The organism is Vibrio sp. 2033 (assembly GCF_033339735.1).
Genome location: NZ_JAWOVC010000003.1, coordinates 374,882 through 396,259 on the forward strand (window position 1 = coordinate 374,882; position 21,378 = coordinate 396,259).

Genomic DNA, 21,378 nt, shown 5'->3' on the forward strand with positions numbered 1-21,378 from the left:
TCAAAAGAGCAAAGAAACTGATAGTTCAAGCCCACCAATTCCATCATTTACAACCGGAAGGATATAAGAGGCCTGCGGGATAATTTGTATATGGGCGTCAGGATTACTGCCTAACTTTATAGCAGTACCAAGGGTCACAACCGCACCTAACTCAAACTGGTCGATGTCTTCAACACTCTCATAACGATAACCGTCTTGGTCTACTTGCCAGCGATTAGAATATTGCGAGTAACCGACAGATAAGCCCGCACCAACGTATGGCGTGAAAACACTCCAAGAAGTCAACGCATATTGAGGAACAACACGAAGTTCATAGTTCGTCGCTTCTTGATATAAGCCGTTTGCTGGCGCTTCAATATCTTCTGCTAGATAGTTTAGCCCTAACCACCAACGCCAACGGTTATTGTTTTCATCAATAGGACGAGTATGAACCAAGCCGAACCTAAGCGTATCCTGCTCACCACTTTTACCTTCATCGTAATTAATGCTATCGATAGTCAACATACTGGTAGAGAGTCCATATCGCTCCCCTTTTGCCATTGCAACAGAAGAAAATAGACACATGGCTGAAATCAGCCCAATTTGACTTGGTTTTAGCATTTCGTCCCTCTAGGAAAACCGATATTCTACTTAGAGGCGAAAGATATCAATTATATTCTCTTTTTCAATAAGCCTAAAAAAACACCTATAATTTAATACATTTCAACTATCAGGTTGGTTGTTTTACCTACAAACAAAAACTAAAGAACCAACTACAGATTAAGTGACGAGACAGTAAATCTTTCTATTTAAATAGAAGTAACAGAATTTGATTGCTAATTGAACAAAACGTAATCTCCGATAACAATTTAGTTACTTTTTAATCAACGTTCTCATCTTCATATATAAGTTTCTTCTTATAAATAGACTTAACTATTGATATTAATATTATGAACAAAGATCACACTAAAAGTAATTTAATTTCTTTTAATGAATTTTTATTATCTAATCCGCTTATTTTGTCTATAGAATTGCGACAGATGTGCACTGCTTATAATTTAATATAACAACAGTAGTGAAATCCTATATAACTTAATACTTCTATATGATCAGTTGGAACTTTCCTTATGCTTTTTACCGACTTCGCTCGAAGACCAATCGATGAAAATAACCCAAGCGGCTCTAATCCTAATGGTTCTGAGGATTTTGACGAAATTAAACGTCAAATAAACAACCTGAATAAAGTCACAGGGAGAATCTCGTGGAAAACGGTTCAAACACTCTCAAAAAAGATCTTGAGTACCCAAGCGAAAGACCTACGTTGTTGCTGTTACTTTACCGTTGCATCAACCTATAACGACGGCTTAAGAGGCCTTGTTGAAGGGTTAAACTCAATACTTGATGTATGCGTCGTATATTGGTTCAACGCGTATCCAGAGCATTCAAAGTCAAAGGCACGAATGAGCGCTATTGAATGGATGGTAGAGCATACTGAAAAACGAATTAATAAGCATCGGGCGTTACCAGAAGAGCTTCCATTGATAGAGGCAGCACATCAATTATGCTTGAGGATTGAGGAAGAGCTTCGTCTTCATTACGGTATTGAAGCGCCGTCATTAGGTCGCATTCGCCGTATTTTGAATCAATGGATTGAGCAGATAAAAGAACAACAAATTGCGGCTGAGTTACGCGAAAAAAAACAAGCCGACACTAGCGCTCCTGCAGCAACGCAGAAGGCACCTGAAATTAAAGTGAATGTGTCTCCCTCTCCGGCACCGGTGTCATCACCCAACCTAAATAGCCAAGAGAAAGCATCACCGGCAAAGTCTGGTCGATTTATGATCTACTTCGTTATTGGTTTGATTGTTACTGCGATATGTTCACATTTCATGTACGAGCAACAACGTTATCGAACATTGGAACAAAAAATTAATCAAGCTTCACTTAATGAACTTGTAAATTTGGTCGCCTCGTTAGATTACGAAAATAAAAAATATGCTCAGTCATTGAAAACGCAGGCGATTAATCGTGTCGATATTATGATGAATAACTGGTTTTTAGACTCGGCAAAAGTAAGTAACGTCAGCGAGCTCGATAGCTTGACCAATGAATTAATCGCAATCTATCCGGATTCGTCTTCTGCACAGCAGCTACGTCAAAACTTTTTGACACAGAGCGCCCATTTAGAAGACCAGTTTATGGATGTTTATAAGCGATTCTCAGACGCAAGAACGGTGTTTGCCAACGTAGCTAGACAGAATGTAGATAAGAACTCTGAAAAGGCGTACGAATACAGTAACTCGTTATTCCCGCTTTTAGGTCGTATTGAATACGCTGAAAAGTATTCACAGCAAAAGGAAATTGACCGCGCAACCCTTTTACTGAACATCTACCTATATAAATTGAGTCAGCTACAAGCTGAAAAAACTGACAATAAATAACAATACAATTAAAGAAGTTTTAGGCTTATGTTCAAACAAAAACTGTTTAGAAATCCAGTGGTGATTTCTACTATATTGATGTTTTTAGTGGCTGCAATTATCACCACTATTTATCTGCTTTTTCTTGACGAAATCGATCAACTTTATCTTTGGCTGACTCTTGGTGCTATCGCCATGGTTTACGTCACTTTTCAATTCACATTATGGTTGAAGAAAAAGAACAACGCTAAAGCTCAACATTTGGAAACCGAGGAAGAAGCACTTTCTATGGTTATCCAGCCTCTTCTTGCTAACTCAGGCAAGAAACCAATTTACCTGATGCTTGGTAATAAAGGGTCAGGGCGACGTCAATTTTTATTTAGTTCTAGTGCAATCAAACCGATGGATCGCACTAGGACCGCTAAGAATGACTTTTTTGAATGGTACGAATCTGACAGCGCTGTATACATCAAACCAGACCAACGCTTAGTATTCCAGGAAGTATCAAGCAGTGATGCTTCTTTATGGAATACGTTCATTGAAGAAGTTATTCATCATCGACCTAGAAAGCCATTTTCTGGGTGTCTATTCTTCTCCGATTTCGAGTTCATGATCGTCTCTGAACCAGAGCAAAAAGAGTACACCATTTCGTCGTTATTGGCGCGCTTGAGTACCATCAACTCTAAAACGTCTTCAGCATTGCCAATCTATTTGATTATGTCAAAGCTAGACAAGTTAGATGGCTTTAAAGAATACATGCACTTTAGCTCTCTCAAGACACGTGTTGAGTTCCTCTCTATCCCACTAAAAGAAGCCAAAGGTGTATTTGCAGAGTACTACCGCGATAGCTATCGAAATCTAGTGAGAGTGCTTGAAAGTAATGCGCTAGATGCATCCGCTAATTCAACGGACATTGATGAGAAACAAGCAATACTCGCTTTCCCTAAGCAGTTTGAGTTATGTCAGTCTGAGGTCAGCTATGTGCTTGAGCGTCTATGTGATGTTAACAACGGTGTCTATTCACTAGACATCCGTGAGATTTTCTTTAGTTCGAGTCTGCAAGGCGGTCGCAAGTACAATTTACTTGCAAAAAGTTGTAGTAATTACTTCAACTTACCTATTATCGCGTCAGAGCATACTCAGTTAACCGAAACGCCTTATTTCTCTCGCTTTCTGATTGATTCACAAATATTGCCGGAAAGCGACTTTGCGGGCGAAAACAAGACGTATCTTCGTCTAATTCAGAGACAAAGCCGTTTGGCAATACTCGGCTCTATTATCCTGCTTACTGGGGGCAGTTACTTCTTTTTCACGACATTAGACAGTAACTTACATGTGATGAATCAACTCTTGAGTATCGATGACAAATCGCAAGTGGAGCAAGATGCAAGATTCAATGAGCTTTTAGCGAAGGCGACGAAAGCAATAGAGCCTTCTTATGGGGCGTGGCTTAAAGGTTCTAAGGCTTTGGATGAAGAGATATTACCACTCAACATTAGCCGTTTGGATCAAAGCACTCGCATCGCTTACGAAGCATTACTTAAGGACGTTGCTCAACAGTTGATACCTCTCATTGAGAAAGGTTACCGTCTACAACTGACACAAAATCAAAACACTTTTACACGCGCTTTACCTCTATTGAAGGGGTATCTAATGTTAAACGATCCAACAAAGCGTGATATCCGTTTTTTGCGTCATCAAACTCTCCAAATGATGAACGATTTAAGCAACCAAAGTGACGTCGTCAATCAGGCGATGCGCTATTTGGACGCTTACTTTCGCACACAGTTTGATCCAATTGATATCAATATGGATCTTGTTCGCGCAACACGTCGCTCATTGCTAGCAAATTCGAATGTTGATCTCGTTTATGCAGGCATTTTAAACGAAGCAAATTCGATTGATTTAGGAACCCTAGATCTGCAACGAGCTGTGGGTTTCGAGTTTAGCAATGTGTTCAACACACCAATCGATAGCGAACGCTTGATCGTAGATAAGATCTATACCTCCACTGGTTTTAGCACTTTTTATCGACCACGCGTGGACCTAATGTCACAACAAGTCATCAGTGACAACTGGGTTTTAGGTCTGTCACAACACGTTATTCCTACTAGTGAAGAACAAGAAGCCTTCAAAGAGGAAGTACGTAAAAAATATACTGACGACTACATCAGTAATTGGCGCAATGCGCTGAGTGAACTAAAAGTCCAGAACTATGACAATGTCGGCGATCTAACGAACGCGATAGACTTAATCTCGGGCCCTTCTTCACCAATGACAACCGTACTGAAACAGGTCTATGCCAACACACAATTTTCACCCGTTGGTGAAAAAAATGCTCTGATTTCAAAACTAGACCCGAAACTCGTGGCAGCGGCAGACTCCGCATCAGACGCAGTAGAGGAAGTAGTTAAGCCTGATTACTTGTTGATGAAACGTGTTGAACAAGCTTTTCACTTATTAAACCAACTTCAGGTCAGTGAAACACCAAACTCCCCTACTCCTTGGGATGAGACCGTAACAGCGTTAAGCCGTGTTCGCACTTATATGAAAGACATCGCTGATGCACCTGACCCGCAAATGGCGGCGCTAGCGGCAGCTCAGCATCGAATGAACAGCAGTGAAGCTGACCCATTAATCAAACTTAAACAGATTGCCCAAAAATCACCGGAACCCGTTCGTAGCTGGTTGTTAGATGTGGTTCAACAAAGCTGGTCAGTCATGATTAAAGAGTCCGCTAAAGGCATTCAAACCCAATGGTACAGCGAGATTTACACCAAGTTTAAAGAGATAGGGCTAGGACGATACCCATTTGATCTAACAGCGACCGAGGAAATCTCAATTGAAGATTTTGAATTACTGTTTGCTTCCGGTGGTTTGTTAGACACATTTATTCAGAAAAATTTTGCACCGTTCTACGATACCAATTTATGGACGCCAAAACAGGTGGATGGCGAGACGATGCCAATCTCTCCGGCTCTGTTAGTGCAACTGCGTAACTATAACGTTATTCGAGACACATTAATTAATAAAAGCACTAACCGCGTTCATATTCCGTTTAGTGCAAGAGTACTCGATCTTGATTCTAGTGCGATTAGAGCGAGCTTAAAAATTGCAGATACCAATATAAGTTACTACCACGGTCCAAGCCGCATTCGTGAAATGGCATGGCCACCGCAAAATGGTGACTTCAATATTAGTATCACACTCCAGGATGTAACCGATGAAGGCAGACAGCACGTTTTAAATAAGAGTGGTCAATGGGCGATATACAGATTGCTAGGTGACTCGACCTTGACAAACACTCATAACGGCAGCTTTGTCAGTGACATAAAAGTGTCAGGGAGGGACTTGAGCTTACGCATCACTCCGTTGACACAGAAAAACCCATTCACTCTTGCTGAGCTGTATAACTTTACGCTCCCAGAGTCGATTTAATAACAATATAAAAACAAAATAGGCAGAACACATGATTTCAAACATGACTTTACAAGGTTTAGATAAATTAGATCGAAAAATACTTTCAAGTCTATTGTCGAATGGGCGAGAGTCGATTGCGAATCTATCCCGAAACATTGGTTTGTCTCGAACAGCAGTAGCAGAAAGAATTAATCGTTTAGAAAAGACCGGTATTATCAAAGGCTATACCGCACAGATTCGTGTAGAAAATGAAGGGCGAAAAGCCGCTAGTTATCTACTGATCTCTTGTGAAAAGGGTAAGAAGAATGATGTAACGAATGCACTTAAAGAAATCCCTGAGGTTCGCTTAACGAGCGTTGTTGGTGGCAACTTTGATATTATTGCCCTAATTGAAGCGCCCGACCTGCAGTCTATTCATCATCTTTGTAATGAAATTGAATCATTTAACGGCATTCAAAGGCTTGATACTACCGTTGTACTGCATCAGCCGATCAGTCGTTAAGCTTTTCTGACCTCTTTGAGGAAAACATAAAGGGCCGCTCGTTGAGCGGCTTTCTTATATGCTTCCGATAAGTCGAATTTTGGCGTCTTTATCACCTGGGTTTCCTAGCCAGAACGTTTGACCTAGTTGGTTCCCTTCTCCATTACCCAGTTTGTTTTCTGGAATACTGTCTAGGTTAACTGTCAACTTTAGGTCCCACGACATTGGGTCACGCAGAATAAAGCGCATCAAGCCCACCAGCGTCTTATGTAACTCACCATCGTAGGAAAACTGCTTAAACGTTTCAAAATCAATGTTGTCGATACACAAGTTAAACTTGCCGTTCAAATCCGCAATGCTTTGTCCCAAGTGTAAGCTTTGCCCCAATACACAATTGGAACGATTGAGTTTGTTACGCTGGCTTTCAGCGATTTCTACGCGTCTATAAACCCATTCTTCGATTCGCACATTCGGCAGTGAAAAGTAGTGCGAAACAATACCGGAAATAAGCTTGGGTGAGCGTGTACGCGTAGATAACTGGTTCACGTAAGACAGAACTTTCGCTCGATCTAACTCCGCTACTTCACAATCTTGCATAACGCTAGAAAGACCAGCCAAATGCAGTATGCGCCCAGAAAAAGCATCGCTTGCCCCGCTTTTGTACTGCACGTGATATCGGTATTTCTTCCAAACACGATACAGTAAGCTTGTATAGCGGTTGTGGAAAAAGTCGAAGAAATCCTTCACTGGGTTATCATCGGGATCACGACCGACGAGTTTCTCAGTGTAAGACGCAGGCAGGGGCGAGCTTGAACCATGCAAGCCAAGAAAGTTCGTCTCAATACGTGAATATTGCTGTCCGTTTCTTTCCATATGAGTAATAAAGTCCATATCACTCTTTGGAAAGCACAGGTTTGGCGACACGCTGAACTCAATTCGCTCTTGGTGAAAGTATTTGTTCTCGCCCACGGCAACAAAATTTGAGTTTGGCTCCAGCTGGTAGTGTTTCTCTAACAGCAACACCGCTTGGTAGAAACTAAACTCATTCGACTTATCAGAAAGTGTGTTAATCATAGTATCGTCTGCTGCCCGATTAGGCTTGCCCAGTTGTAAACCTCGCCCGTCGCTTCATCGAACACCTCTAGTTCGGTAAAGGAGTTCACACTCGAATACAAACGGATAAATTCATTCAATACCGTGGCCATAAGGAACATATCGCCTTCATTTACGAAGAACTTAGAGTCCGTCACGAGCTTGAATTGGTTACCACGCACAGATACACCACGAAATACGCGATCGATTGGTTTCATCTCTGAAGAAATAATGCCATCAAGTCGATGAATCGACGCGCGGTGGGCTTGTCTATCGACTCGAGAGTGGAAATCATAAGTCGAGAGCAACACTTTCAACACATCGATATTGGCCAAAGACAAGTAGTTGAGCGACATGTTGGCAATCAACTGCCATTGAAGCTCACCATTAACCTGAGGACTTACTGACTGTGTTGGCTTAGTAATGTTTTTAAACGTCGCATACGTTGGCGATTTGTGCGTCGCGTACGTGATGTCTCCTACTGACAGGCGCTCCGCTAAGTCCGCGTTACTGCATTGCAGTTTCATCAATACTGTTTCAGTCCCTAAATCCGCGATGTCGCCATTGTGAGTATGGAATGAGATATAGCGCTCTAACCCTCTTCCGCTTACTCGCTCGCCCACTTTGGATTTGTAGAACTCTCGCTTATCACGCTGGTTGATTTGGTGCTCAAACGATTCAAATTCAATCAGTGGTTTTCGGCGACGCTCGTCTTTACTCCAGCTCTCCACTTGCTCAATGGAATAAACCTCGTAATGCTCCTGAGTGTTACTTTGTGGACGCACCTTGTACTCGTTTCGTCGATGCTCTAAACGGATTGGGTCGCCGTCTTTTTCAAACAAGTTAACGGCAGGTGTGCAGTGCAACCTTAAGTGTTTATCTTTAAGTACCACTTCTGAAGGCAAAGCACGCTTAAAGTGGAATTTGATTTTGACCGTGCTGCGTTGCGGAATGCCTTTTAGCCACTCTAAGCCTTTAATGTCGAAGAACATGAACTTATCTGGCAAAGAGAAGAATTCTTGCAGCAAACGGTAGCCTGCAAAGGAGTTTTTGCTGTAAGGCAGCAGCGCCTCGTCCTCTTCATGCCCGACTGGCTTAACGTACTCTGGCCCTAAACGATGTTTGTAGCCACCACCAACATCCAACTCGACGTAATCTAGATAACGGAACAGCCATAAGAAGACAGTGCGAGTAATATGAATCTCACCATGCAGGTGCAAACGCAACGTATCTAAACCGATACGAGACAGCTCAAGGCCATGCTCCGTCGATAACGTCACATCAATCATCGAGCTGGTGCGGCTGTTAGTTTGTTCGATGTTAGTAATCGTAACTGGGTATAGATTGACGTCATAACAAGTACGGAACAAACACTGCGTGCCTTCTACCTGTTCGCTGGCCATTTCCGCACCACGTTTCACCACGGTTTTCTCAGTAACACTTCCGGTATGCGGTTTTAGTTCGCTAATACACAAAGACGGAATCGAACGCATGTAATGTGGCCACAGCAAAGTCATCAGAGATTGCGTTAGCTCAGGAAGTTCATCGTCAATCTTTTCGCGGATGCGTCCGGTCAAAAAAGCAAAACCTTCCAGCAGTCGTTCGACATCTGGATCAAAAGTTCCTTCAGAGAGAAAGTGAGTTAACTTCGGATGATATTTGGCAAACTCACTACCCGACTCGCGTAAATACGTGAGTTCATCTTGAAAGTATTTACTGTTACTCAAGTGGCACCTACTAAACGTTAAATTGGCCGTCGGTTCCCATGTAGACATCGATCGACATTGGGACTTTACCGCCGTTATGGGAAACTTCGCCGCGAATACCAAAGCCGAGTTGTAATGGATTATGGTGGTCTTCACGGTAATGAACCTCGACATTCAGCAGTCGGGGCTCAAAGCGTTCTATGGTTGACGTGATGTTTTTTTGAATATGGCGAACGAGGTTCGTGTTGTTAGAAAGTACGTCGTTAAAATCTGGCAGACCATACTCATTGTCGATCATTACGTTGCCGGAATGCGTATTCAACAAGTCAGCGAGATGCGAGTGAATGGATTCAATCAAATGCTTATGAGACACCACTTTCTCGTAGCAGTTTTTTGGTTCTCCTAGCTCGATCCGCTCTAAAAGACGGTAACCTTTTTCCATATGCGATCCTACGAAAAAAGCAGCCAGTCTTCACTGGCTGCTTGATGGTTTCAGTAATGGGTTATTGGTCTAGCTTACCAACTAGAGACAAGTCGAAGCTTGCGCCCATGTACTTGAAGTGAGGACGTACAGACATCGATACTTTGTACCAGCCTGGATCGCCTTCTACGTCTGATACTTCAACCTTCGCAGCGCGAAGTGGGCGGCGACCACGAACTTCCGCTGGCGGGTTCTCTTGGTCAGAAACGTATTGACGAATCCACTTGTTCAATTCGATTTCTAGGTCAGAACGCTCTTTCCAAGAACCAATTTGCTCACGCTGTAGCACTTTGATGTAGTGCGCTAAACGGTTGATAATGAACATGTAAGGAAGCTGAGTACCTAGCTTGTAGTTCATCTCTGCTTGTTTGCCTTCCGGCGTATTCGCAAACACTTTCGGCTTTTGAACAGAGTTTGCAGAGAAGAACGCCGCGTTGTCAGAACCTTTACGCATGGTTAGCGCAATGAAGCCTTCTTCCGCTAGCTCGTACTCACGACGGTCAGAAACCAGGATCTCGGTTGGGATCTTAGTCTCGATTTGACCCATAGCTTCAAAGTTGTAAACCGGTAGATCTTGTACAGTACCACCGCTTTGAGGGCCAATAATGTTCGGACACCAACGGTACTTAGCAAATGATTCACTGATCTTAGACGCCATCGCGTACGCTGAGTTACCCCATAGGTAGTTATCATGGCTGTCTGTCACTTGCTCATCGTAGTCAAACGCCTTAATTGGGTTATCTTCTACAGAGTAAGGCGTACGTAACATAAAGCGAGACGTACATAGACCTAAATAACGTGCATCTTCGTGCTCACGCAGACCACGCCATTTCGCGTACTGTGGACCTTCGAATACAGACTTCAGATCTTTTAGGTTTGGCAGCTCTTCATAGCTGTCTAGGCCAAAGAATTTAGCCGATGCCGACGTGATGAATGGTGCGTGAGACATTGCGCCTACGTTCGCCATGTATTCCATCAGTTTGATGTCAGGCGAAGAGGCAGACATAGCGTAATCACAAATGACGGCGCCAACAGGTTTACCACCGAACTGGCCGTATTCACGTGTGTAGATTTGCTTGTACAGGCCAGACTTCACCACCTCTGGAGCGTCTTCGAAGTCATCAAGAACTTCGTCTTTCTTCGCAGAGATCAGTTCAATTTGAATGTTCTCGCGGAAGTCAGTGTGATCAACCAGGTACTTAAGGCCACGCCACGTTGATTCAATCGCTTGAACTTCTTCGTTGTGAAGAATTGCATCAACTTGCTTAGACAATTTTTGGTCGATTTCAGAGATCATCAGATCAACCAGAGATTGGTCGACTTTCTCTGTGTTCGAACTGCTTAGTAGCTCACTGATGAATGCTTCTACGCCGCGTTTTGCAACGTCAAAACCTTCATCACTTGGCTTTAAACGTGTTTCGTTAAGAATGCTATCCAGAAGTGAGCCTGATTCAACTAAGGCTGCTTCTTGTTCTGGCGCTTGTGCTTCTGCAGACATGATATCCCTTACTCTTCTTTCGCGTCTTGGTCGTTGCCAATGCTTAGTTCATCCAACAGTTTCTTTCTCGCTTCTTCATCTTGAAGAACCGATGCGATCTTCTTACGGAACGCAGGAACATTTCCTAGAGGACCTTTAAGTGCAACCAAGGCTTCGCGAAGCTCAAGTAGGCTGTTTAGTTCAGGTACACTTTTCGCGATCGCTTCAGGTGAGAAGTCCTTCATGTTTTGGAACGTCAGATCAACACCAATCTGGCCGCCTTCTTCATCAGAAAGACGGTTTTCAACGTTGACTTTAACGTTTGGAGACATGCCCTCTAGCACTTCGTTAAAGTTGTCTTTGTCGATGTTAATTGGAGTACGTTCTTCAATTGGTGTCTCATCTGCACGCGCAGTAAAGTCGCCAACTACCATCATGCTTAGCGGCAGCTCTACGTCTTCTTGCGTATCGCCAGTTGCTGGAACATAACGGATATTAATTCGCTCTTTAGGAGCCACCGAGCCGTCACGTGACATAATTCGTTCCTTATCTAACTCTTTAATTAGTCGTAAATTGCTTTCCACTCTTCATACTTCTCAGGTAGAAGATCCTTGCTTCCAAATAACCGATGGAGTGTTTTTCGAATTAGGTCTTCTAACTGTGACGATAAGTGGGGTTCCCAGCTCGCGAGATTAAACGCTTTTTGTACTTCCCACCCCTTCTCAAGATACGGCAAACACAACGGGTATAATCCAACAGACTGGTAAGCTGCTATCAATTGTAAATACAGCATGAACTGCCCACGTCCCGAGCTATCCAGCTCAAGTTTGTGGGCAAGCTCTGCGGCACATTCCCCTAGATTTTCTAGAGTGATATCCTCCATTGGCAGCGAGTCTTCCTGCGAAATCACAACCGTTTGAACAACGGGTTGAGAAGTCGAAGAAGTAGTATCTTGAGTCGATAACCAGCTCAAGGTCGCTTCATCTGCAAATGGTATAGAATTCTTAAATGAGAGGTGCTCGATGCCCTCTAGCGATTCAACAAAACGCGTCACTTCTTGTTTCACAGCAAGCGCTGCATCATCAAAGCCCAAGTTATTAAGCATCGAATACACGAAGTAATGGCCCGTCAGCCAAAACGGCGCATCCGTTAATGTGCGCTCCAAACGCTTAATCGTGTCGATGTCGCTTTCTTGGTCAGCTTTATCTCGGTATTCCGCTTGTTGATCGGACGACACTGCCAAGCTCAAAGGCGTTTGATTATTTTGGTGGTCGGGTAGACCATCAATGTCATCCCAAGTCAGATGACGATAAATCCGGTAAGCCAGCGGATCACTTGGGTTCGCATGAAGCATGACTTCCGCAACCTTCTTCAAGGTGCGCTTAGAAGCCGTCGGCGAAGAGAAGTCCGTATCGACATCGACTTCTTTTGCTACCGCTTTCTTAACTGGCGCAGGTTTAGGGGCCGGCGGAACCGCCTTCACCGGTGCGGTTTGCACTTCACTCTGCGCTGGCGTTTCTGCGGCAGCAGGCTGCGTAGCTGGTGCAGGCGCCGCTTGTTCGACGTTAACGACTGCATCATCGCTCTGCTCATCAGCCGCCGCTTGTTGAGATAAAACATTGAGTTGAGTGCGAATCTCAAAGAAATCCGCTTCTGAGTCTTGATAAACCTCGTCGTATTGACGCTGCACTTCTTCAATAGTCGAAATGCAGTTTGATACCAAATCCCATGACTGAGCGCTTTCCGCTAACTTGCTGCTGACCAGTTTAAACTGATGGTTCAACCATTCGACCGCGCCATCTCGACCCCGCTTTCGCGAAGGATACAATTCAACACCAAAGCGACTTAACGCCTCACTAAGCAGCTTTAGACCTTGTTCAAAGCCTTGCAGACCAAACTCTTCTGTTAGCGCGCGAACGAGGTAACAAATGGCTTTTAAGTCTTTACTGTGGTGCTCTAGAACTTCAGTCGCGTGCGTTTTTACCACGCTCCAATCTACTGTTTCGCCAAACAAGGAACCGAATTTCTTCACTTCGGACTCCATCATTTCATAGCAAAACTCGTAACGGGCATCGTTTCCCACTGGAGATTCATCAGAAATAGGATTAAGCAGACGATCGATATCAATGTTGGACAAAATTCACGTCTCCTTCAGTCAAGTAATCTCTCAACGCACGCGCTACCGCAATTGCGCCATTTGCTGGCTTAGATAACCGATGGCTCTGCTCTATCGCATCCGACGCCATGCTATCTAGAATTTTCGTGATTTCTGTAAATTTGCTTGGTGCATTCCGTTCTAAATCGGCAAGGGATTCATGTAGCTTTTGTTTGTCGTAAACGGATTGCTCCATCACGGTGCTAAACAAAATAAATTCGCTTCTTGCGACGATTAAATCCTTTATTTTTTTGTCTAGTTCTGGCGTATTACCGAAGTAGGCTTTGGCTAATTCAGCTTCTTCAATTGCTTTGGTGTAAAAGTGCGCCTCTGCATGTTTATCGATGGAGTCATTAATATTTTCCATCACAGCCTTTGGTAAGATTTGGTTGTAGAAATAGGCTTGTGACTGGTTTAATAACCATGCCTCTTTCATTTCATTTTCTGCGAGCTTAGCTTCACCATCTAAAATTAAGCGAGCAATCTGCTTATCTCGACTGCCAGCTATGGCAGATACTTTCATGGAATCGATAGACGCGACATTTAATCCAGACATCACTTTAGTCAGCGCCTCATCCGCATATGGAAACAGAGCACCGTCACGAACAAGGGTTTCTCGCAAGGTGACAAGCTCCTTACGTAACTCGACTAATGCCATTGGTAAGCCATCCGCTAACGATTGATACGACGTTAACTGAGCCTGTTTTTCTTCATATAAATTCGAGAGGCTTAACTGCTGAGCTTGATATGCTGTTCGATAAGCTTCTGTCATATCAATACTCTGAGTAGCTTGAGACAATTCTTCTTTGATTTTCCATGGAGGCTGAGCCAAAAAAGAAGCCGTTTCAGAGGGCGTAATAACGTGAGTTACAGGAGCGACTCCTTGGGAAAAAATGGCATCCAATTGATCTTTATTCTGTTGATATAAATAACTTCCTGCTGTTGCCAGCACACTCAGCACTAAGCTCGCCTCTAATATTTTAAAGCGACCGTACGCCGTTTTATCATTTGGCTTACAGTGTGTAAGCAGCAAATCCGCGTTACGCAAGCTACTGAAAATTGGTGCGTTAGAATTTGAGCTAATTGATTGCGTATCGATTCGCGCTAACTGTTGAGCAAAAGAAATAGCGGTATAGCCATGCCCTCTTGGTTTGTTGATGACTTCTTTCAGCAATTTCCAAATATGAACCGGGATCAAAGCCGGACGCTTTCGATCTTTTAACTGCTTATTCCATGCATCACCAAATATTGATCCTAAAAATAGGTGTCCAGCGAGCAAAGCGAGAGAGTAAACATCATCTTGCGGTTCCGCGATGCCAGTTTCTATATAAAGAGGGGAAGCGTAGCTCAAGCTTGCTTCTGCGTAAGGTTCTGTCTCTCCAATGTAACGAGCAGCGCCGAAATCAATGAGCTTAACGTAATCGCCTTCACTCACTAATACGTTAGATGGTTTAATATCAAGATGGCAGATACCTCTTGTATGCATAAACTCTAGAGCGCCAGCGAGTTGATACACCAACCAAGCGATGTGGTCGTGGCGGAAGCCTTTAGAAGAATGACGCTCCATTTTTTCTGCCAGTGATTCACCTTGGATCCACTCGTACATCAAATATGGGCGTTCGAATTCGTTGCCGATTTTTACAAAGTTAGCCACGCTAGGGTGTTGAGAAAGCTCCAGCCTGCTCGCTTCGTTAATCAACATTTTGCTCGCAAATTCTGGCGAGTCATCATTGATAACTTTGCAACAGATTTGCTTCTCTGGCTGCCCTTTTTTTGCAAGATGGTAAACCGTTGTCTTACCATTTTTAGAAGGAAGCTTGTCTAATACATCAAACTGTGAAAAAAGCACGTACTCAAGCTTCGGCTTATTTTTTTCTGCTAGCCTTTGCTCATTCAGTTTCTTTTTCTCAATAGCTTTAACAACCAACTGATCGATATATCCTTTGGCTGTACTCTGATTATTAGACACTTAGTACTCTTTCATAGAATAAATATTATTAGAGTTGAATAATATTTTCTTGAACGTACTTGTATCAAGGTTGGTATTTAAAACAAACAGTAAGCCTATTATTTTAGTTATTATTACTAACTTATTAGACCTTTTTACTTACGCTTTCACTGCATGAGTTATACGCTTTTTCGTGTTACAAACTTCAACCTAATAATATGAGTATATTTTCATTGCCATTTGATCGATGAGTGCCAACTAACATTGCAGTAATTGGAGAACTCCTTTGTCACCATGAAAGTCGAACATTAACAATGTAGTTGGTTGCTTAAAGTGGTGCTCTCTGACCGCAAAGGCAATTAAAGCGAGAGAAGAACAACTGCCCATTGTGCCCCACAACTCATTGATAAGCTGCGGTTGTTCTGGGTTCGTGAATCGTTCTGCTTTCGCCCCCAGAGCAAAGCCGTAATCTTCCGAATGCATGCGCAGGTTCGTCATATCGGAATACACTTCACCAAATAAATCGAGCTTTTTACTCGCACGTTGAACAAGTCGAAACATGCCTCTTCGGTCTGAAGTGTTTAATTCCGTATCAATGTAGCCAAGCTGCGCTTGAGGCTTAAGTTTCAATGTTTCTACGGTATTTCTTCGACAAAGAATTAAACCCGCCCCACCCTCACTCGGAATAACGCCCCATGGATTATTGGTACTCATTACCATCGCATCGTCGATGAGTGTTTGCATCGAACTCACCAAGGAATCGACACTGATACACATCATAGCATCATATTTATCCAATGATTTCATGGCCTGGAGAACGAAACTGGGCCCACTGGCATGAACAGCATTCACCACAGAGAGAAATTCAGCATAGTTACTTTCACCAAGCCATTCTTGCACCTTTACTAGTGAAACAGACACAGGCACCGCTATAAGCAAAGGTATTGGTCTCAATGAACGTGGTAACTGCGCTAACAATGAATCAAGCAAGTGGGTGATTAACTCACACGTTTTCTCAAACTGCTCACTTTCTTTGGTGTATTCGATTTTGGCGTAAGTAAAACGCTCGATACCATCATCCCCTATACATTGGTCAAATCTTCCTAAATCAGCATACGAAACTGCACTAGCAATATCTAAATTCATACCGGTTGGCGTCATCACTTCCATCCCTAGCACGTAACGGCCTGTTGAATTATGCATGCTCGCTTACCTCTTCCAGCTTAGTGATCGATGTCGACACCAACAAATGCTCCTTGCCCTGACAAGGAAACGCAGCGGTGTAACTGATTGATATAGTTTTCTTTTCCGCATCAACGAATAAGGTGTACATCGCCATATCAGCTTGATAGCTTTGATCTTTGAACGTCGCGATCGCACGGTATTTTTCTTTAGGAATTCGAAATGAAAGCGTGTCATCATGACAAAAACCACTCATCATCAAACGCTCCCCCCCACGAAGAAAGCCTTTGCACTGTTGATCAATAGGCGCGCTTTGGAAGAACCGCTTATCAAAATCGAGTGGCAACATTGGCTTGCGATTCTCAATCCAATCGTCATCGAACGTGCCGGCCAGCTTCTGGCGCGACTCAAAGAACGGAGGCACAGGCCCGAACCCCGCAACGCGTAGTTTTTTCGCGGCGGCACTCCAGTCTTCACGAGGATAAAAAACCGAAGGTGCTTTCTGTTCAAGCAATTCTTTGTTGGAATCGGCAACACCACCGCCTATTCGGTTACGTAAATCACCGCCTACCGCGCAAGTGTAATCAATGTCTTTTTCAATAAATGGAACTGGATTGCTCAGCGTGATACTACCAGCATGCTCAACCCATACGCGTTCCCCGTGAATAGCGAGAGTCTTATCGATATGACCATCAATCAACACCCGACACTCTTGGTATGTCACTGGCTTTTTCGCGTAACTGCGCGCTTTACCGTAAACAAGTACATCTGTATTGTCTTTGGTATACGCGAACTCGTGGTCAACTTTCATCGCAGAGAAGCCTTCTTCGCCCAAATATTGGGGATCATCGAAGATTTCACTTTCACCTAATTCGTGCCAAACCACACCATCGAATTGCCATGTGCGTTTGGCAACGACAACCCACACTTCATCGCCGTTTTCGTCACGTTGAAAACGACCTTTAAGTGATAGCTCAGGGTGCGTCTCAATATCCCATAACTGCATTGCTATTCCTTAAGTTGAATCGTTCGCTCGCAGAAGGTGCGGCCTTTAAATTGTTAAAGTTCCAGTCTTGTTGATGAATCGGCATTTCCATATCCCAAGGCACGTAGGCTCTGGATTGAATACAGAGTTGACGCCATAGCCAATCGCGGAACAGCACATCAACGTTAGAATCTTGCATCGCAGCTAACGTAGACTCGAAGCTCAATGCGTAACCCAAGCGGCTTGGTAGATTTTGGATATATTTTTCATCTTCCACCCACTCATTGAGCAGATCGACGATCTCTTCCCATTCATACTCGACACCAACATCTTGGGGAGTCAGAGGAAGAAGCTTTCCGTAGACGACATACAAGGCATGAAGCCAAATTTCACCTTCAGCTTCCTCCAGACTTTCCAAGTGCTCGATGATTTGGGGCACCAGTTTCCAATCACCACTCAGCGCAAAATCAACAGGTGCTAATGAAGAAGAGATATCAAACGCCTCAAACTCTTTTAACTCAAGCAACTTGGCATAAGTAAGCACTTGCGCTGATGGTAATCCATTTGGTTCGATGCCAAAGCTCTGACGGAACCAAGTGCCTCTGTCACGTTTGGTAATCAAACGTTCAAATAGGTATTGTTCGCTGCCTGCATTGTCATTAAGCCAATCAATCCCCTCTTTTACGTCTTGTAAAGCGAGCAGTGGCAAAGCAACTTGAGAGCTAATGATGCTGGCTTTGTGCCAGCGCTTGATGAGAGAAACACTTAATGTTTGACGTACACGTAAGCATTCAAAGTAAAACGCACTGGATGTCGCATTACCCTCAATAAGCTCCGAAAGCGTGCTATCCATAGATTCAACCGGAGATTGTACGGCAATGACCATTGCGGTTTTAGCGTCAATATCTTCGAGTAAACTCAATCCGCACAAAAGGTTATCCAACTCTGAGCCCAACTCGACCTGTAGCATCAGCCAGCTGTAGATTTCTGGCTCCTGGCCTCTTAACTGATGAATCAACCCCGGTGCTAGCCGATAAAACGACAAGTACACCTGCTTCAGTTCTTCAATTTGGCGTTCAATCAGCTTGAGATACGCCAACTCACGACTTGGATAACCCCTTTTGTGAATTTGAACTCGCTGCCTGATTAAAAAACCGATACTTTCAGAAGCAATGGACAGCTTTTCATTACAGAAATCCAGCCATGTTACTGGCAATTGGGAAAGGTCGTTCACAGCGCGCTCAGCTTTTGCTAACGCGCCTTCGACTTCTTGATTGGTTATGGGTGCCTTTAGGTGCTCGACACCGATTCTTTGTCGCATCTAGTTATCCGTTATTAGCGTGCCATAACGCGATTGCAATTAGTTAACTCGAAGTAATTAGCTCACTCGGCGTGACTTGTTAACACAAAACCATTAGCTAATGCTAGGTAATTAGTTAATTGCGATCGTTCCGCCTTGAATTTTTTGTGCTTTTTCTGCTTGAGAGGTGACGTACTTCGCTTTAGTGGTAATTCGTCCATCGCGCCCGCTATAGCGAGTTTCTGTCTCACCACTTTTGACTACCAACTCTTGTTCTGTCTCGATAACCATCTTCTTCGCTCGCAATACAAACTCGTCAGAGTCATCCAGAATGGAGAAGAAAATGTCCGTCACAAGAGGCAAGCTTAAGTCGTCGTTCAAAAATTCAACTCGACAACTTAATCGATTATCGATAGCCATTTGCAGCTCAGAACGACGAAAGCCACGTCCTAGTCTCGCAGTGAGTGGCTGCTTAAATGGGTTACCATCAAAATCAACTCGCACACTGCCCGTAGACTCATTGATAGCCACTATTCTTCCAAAACGCGAAAAGCAAGCCGTTGATTCGGCTTGCTGCTCTGATATTACTTCTGTTGTAAGAGGTTGTTTTTCCATTGTTAGTTAACCACTACGTTGCCACCTTTCACGACGACTTTGTCACTGCCTTCGATCGTAATAGCCGAGCCTGATAACTTTATTGAACCATCACTGTTCATCACTAAAGAGGAACCACCCGTTTTCAATACAATCTTGTCGCCACTGATAATTTGCGTTGCACCATCAGCTTTATAAGCGGTGTTCCCTTTCACTGATACCGTTAAGTTGCCACCAACCGTCTGGTTATCATCCGCACCAATATCTGAACTCTTAGACGCACCGATAGTAAGGTTACTGTTTTCGCCAATATCTAAGTCATCATTTTTACCGATCTTAGTCGTACGGTTATCACCAATTTCTAAGTCAGAATTGTTTTTCACATACTGGGCTTCGTTCGCGTTGTATGTAACGGTAACGTCTTGCTCGACTGTCTCGGTAAAGGTGCTGTTTACTTGTGTCGTTTTATGCCCATTAATGGTTTCTTTATGGTCACCATGAACTTCATTCGTTTGGTGACGTGCAACCTTCAAGAATTCATCTTGACCGATATCACGGTAACGGTTGTTGAGCACCTTGGTCGACATGTCTTTTTGAGCGTGAATATAGACTTCTTCTTGGTTCGCTTCGTCTTCAAAACTCAACTCGTTGTAACCTGTTCCTTTGTGCGTTTGCGTGCGGAACGTGGTACGAGTTTTGTTTTCTGGCAAAGAGTACGGTGGGAAATGCAAACCGTTGTAAACTGCGCCCGTAACTAACGGACGATCTGGGTCCCCCTCAAGGAAAGTTACTACGACTTCGTGGCCAATACGCGGCAAATAAACTGCGCCCCATGTTGGCGCCGCCATGGATTGGCTTACACGAATCCAACAGCTTGAATGCTCGTTGTTATCACCGTAGCGATCCCAATGGAACTGTACTTTCACTCGACCAAGCTTGTCGGTGTAAATCTCTTCACCTTCTGGTCCTACAACGACCGCCGTTTGAGGGCCATCCACTACTGGTGCCGCTAGTTTAGGCGCTTTAAACACCACATCACGTGGAATACACGAGAACTGGTTGTAGTAAGTGGTTGGCATACCACTCGCTTCATCTTCATGCACTTGCGGATCTTGACCTGTGTGCATTACAGACAACATGAGGTAATCGCGGTTAATCTCAGAACGCGGGTGGTCACTGACGTTAAAGCTGTAACCAGATGCTAAACGCATTACGTCACTCGTTGCTTCCACTTGTTGATTATCGACTATGTGTTCCGACATCCACTCCGTGGTTCTCACCTGCCCCATCAGCGGGTCGACGTATCGTCCAGGATAATCAAACTGCTTGAGATCTTGGTCTAGCTCGCCAGCCTGTGTCATCTCTTGTGGAATTTTAGGGTGTTCGTAGTTGTAATCTGTGTACGTAACCTGTCCCGTTCTAACGCGGTTAACTAACTCGAGATCAGAGATATGTTCGCGATCGGCAACACCGCCACCATCGGCATGATAAACAATCGGCCCAATGTATGAAGCATTTAGTGGCGAGCTTATCAAAGGTGCAATCGCGTCATTACTGTCGACAATGACCATCGTATGATTTGAATCGCTATGGTCAAAGTAATACCACATACCGTGTTCAGCCATCATACGCTGCGCGAAGTGCAAGTCAGACTCACGGTATTGCAGAACGTATTCTTTTGGAGGATAAGTACCCGAAACTTCAAATCGGTAATCGGTGACTGCCCCATCATCGAGTACTTCTGTGATGATGTCTTGCGCTGACTTTTGCTGGAAAATACGACAATCTTGGCGCTGAGATAAGAACCAAGCTTGAGGAACCAAGACTAATTGATAACGAGAAAAACGACGTCCAGTCCCTAAGTAACGAACTTCATTCACCACGCCGTTGAACACACGCGCAGCCCCAACACCTTGTCCGTAAAGTGTCAATGTTCCTGCTTTACGTATTAACTCATCGAACGAGATATCTGGATCAAGTGAAAGTAATGAGAGATTGATGTGGAAAGGCTTAGATAACTCTTCATGAACATGAAAGCTCTCAACCCGAAATTCATGCCCACATCCAGGCACTTCAAATTTAAATTCTACGTCATTCACCATATCTTTTACCTGATACAAATAATCGAATTAGGGCCAACAATCGTTGGCCCTGAATC

At 43.8% G+C, this 21,378-nt stretch carries 16 protein-coding genes; 3 read left to right on the forward strand and 13 right to left on the reverse strand.

Annotated elements, in window-relative coordinates:
* Window positions 1-600, reverse strand: coding sequence for a hypothetical protein (locus R7P74_RS07330; protein WP_130546342.1), 600 nt, complete (start codon window positions 598-600; stop codon window positions 1-3).
* 506 nt (window positions 601-1,106) lie between these two features.
* Here R7P74_RS07330 and R7P74_RS07335 point away from each other — a divergent pair.
* The 3 genes from R7P74_RS07335 to R7P74_RS07345 are packed head-to-tail and all read left to right on the forward strand — an operon-like array spanning window position 1,107 to window position 6,321.
* Window positions 1,107-2,420 carry a type VI secretion system ImpA family N-terminal domain-containing protein gene (locus R7P74_RS07335; protein ID WP_318122776.1) on the forward strand — a complete coding sequence of 438 codons (1,314 nt, stop codon included), beginning with the start codon at window positions 1,107-1,109 and terminating at the stop codon, window positions 2,418-2,420.
* A gap of 27 nt (window positions 2,421-2,447) precedes the next feature.
* A complete protein-coding gene (tssM, locus tag R7P74_RS07340) occupies window positions 2,448-5,837 on the forward strand; it encodes a type VI secretion system membrane subunit TssM (protein WP_130546344.1) in 3,390 nt (1,129 codons plus the stop codon).
* A 31-nt stretch (window positions 5,838-5,868) separates the two neighbouring features.
* The gene (locus R7P74_RS07345; protein WP_005373369.1) at window positions 5,869-6,321 is read left to right on the forward strand and encodes an Lrp/AsnC family transcriptional regulator; all 453 of its coding nucleotides are present in this window, start codon (window positions 5,869-5,871) and stop codon (window positions 6,319-6,321) included.
* A 54-nt stretch (window positions 6,322-6,375) separates the two neighbouring features.
* On the opposite strand, the gene tssG is transcribed toward R7P74_RS07345, so the two are convergent.
* From tssG to tssI, 12 genes are all read right to left on the reverse strand, one after another.
* Window positions 6,376-7,374, reverse strand: a complete 999-nt coding sequence (gene tssG / locus R7P74_RS07350; RefSeq protein WP_005373373.1) for a type VI secretion system baseplate subunit TssG — start codon at window positions 7,372-7,374, stop codon at window positions 6,376-6,378.
* Window positions 7,371-9,119, reverse strand: a complete 1,749-nt coding sequence (gene tssF, locus R7P74_RS07355; protein WP_042523535.1) for a type VI secretion system baseplate subunit TssF — start codon at window positions 9,117-9,119, stop codon at window positions 7,371-7,373. The genes tssG and tssF overlap by 4 nt, the downstream gene beginning before the upstream one ends.
* A 10-nt stretch (window positions 9,120-9,129) precedes the next feature.
* Window positions 9,130-9,540 (reverse strand): type VI secretion system baseplate subunit TssE, encoded by a 411-nt coding sequence (tssE, locus tag R7P74_RS07360; RefSeq protein WP_318122777.1) that lies wholly within the window; start codon window positions 9,538-9,540, stop codon window positions 9,130-9,132.
* Window positions 9,541-9,601: 61 nt separating this feature from the next.
* On the reverse strand, window positions 9,602-11,077 hold the full coding sequence (tssC, locus tag R7P74_RS07365; RefSeq protein WP_005373378.1) for a type VI secretion system contractile sheath large subunit: 1,476 nt from the start codon (window positions 11,075-11,077) through the stop codon (window positions 9,602-9,604).
* 8 nt (window positions 11,078-11,085) lie between these two features.
* Window positions 11,086-11,592, reverse strand: a complete 507-nt coding sequence (gene tssB / locus R7P74_RS07370; protein ID WP_005373381.1) for a type VI secretion system contractile sheath small subunit — start codon at window positions 11,590-11,592, stop codon at window positions 11,086-11,088.
* A 26-nt stretch (window positions 11,593-11,618) separates the two neighbouring features.
* Window positions 11,619-13,193, reverse strand: a complete 1,575-nt coding sequence (tssA, locus tag R7P74_RS07375) for a type VI secretion system protein TssA (protein ID WP_239945271.1) — start codon at window positions 13,191-13,193, stop codon at window positions 11,619-11,621.
* On the reverse strand, window positions 13,180-15,180 hold the full coding sequence (locus R7P74_RS07380) for a serine/threonine protein kinase (protein ID WP_085569123.1): 2,001 nt from the start codon (window positions 15,178-15,180) through the stop codon (window positions 13,180-13,182). Before R7P74_RS07380 ends, tssA begins: the two co-directional genes overlap by 14 nt.
* A 237-nt stretch (window positions 15,181-15,417) precedes the next feature.
* Window positions 15,418-16,362, reverse strand: coding sequence for a hypothetical protein (locus R7P74_RS07385; protein ID WP_262655594.1), 945 nt, complete (start codon window positions 16,360-16,362; stop codon window positions 15,418-15,420).
* Window positions 16,355-17,347: a DUF2169 family type VI secretion system accessory protein gene (locus R7P74_RS07390; RefSeq protein WP_054730210.1), complete on the reverse strand. Its 993-nt coding sequence runs from the start codon at window positions 17,345-17,347 to the stop codon at window positions 16,355-16,357. The genes R7P74_RS07385 and R7P74_RS07390 overlap by 8 nt, the downstream gene beginning before the upstream one ends.
* On the reverse strand, window positions 17,328-18,647 hold the full coding sequence (locus R7P74_RS07395; RefSeq protein ID WP_318122778.1) for a hypothetical protein: 1,320 nt from the start codon (window positions 18,645-18,647) through the stop codon (window positions 17,328-17,330). Before R7P74_RS07395 ends, R7P74_RS07390 begins: the two co-directional genes overlap by 20 nt.
* A 111-nt stretch (window positions 18,648-18,758) precedes the next feature.
* Window positions 18,759-19,241: a hypothetical protein gene (locus R7P74_RS07400; protein WP_025767908.1), complete on the reverse strand. Its 483-nt coding sequence runs from the start codon at window positions 19,239-19,241 to the stop codon at window positions 18,759-18,761.
* A 2-nt stretch (window positions 19,242-19,243) separates the two neighbouring features.
* On the reverse strand, window positions 19,244-21,322 hold the full coding sequence (gene tssI / locus R7P74_RS07405) for a type VI secretion system Vgr family protein (RefSeq protein ID WP_318122779.1): 2,079 nt from the start codon (window positions 21,320-21,322) through the stop codon (window positions 19,244-19,246).
* Between the last annotated feature and the right edge of the window lie 56 nt (window positions 21,323-21,378).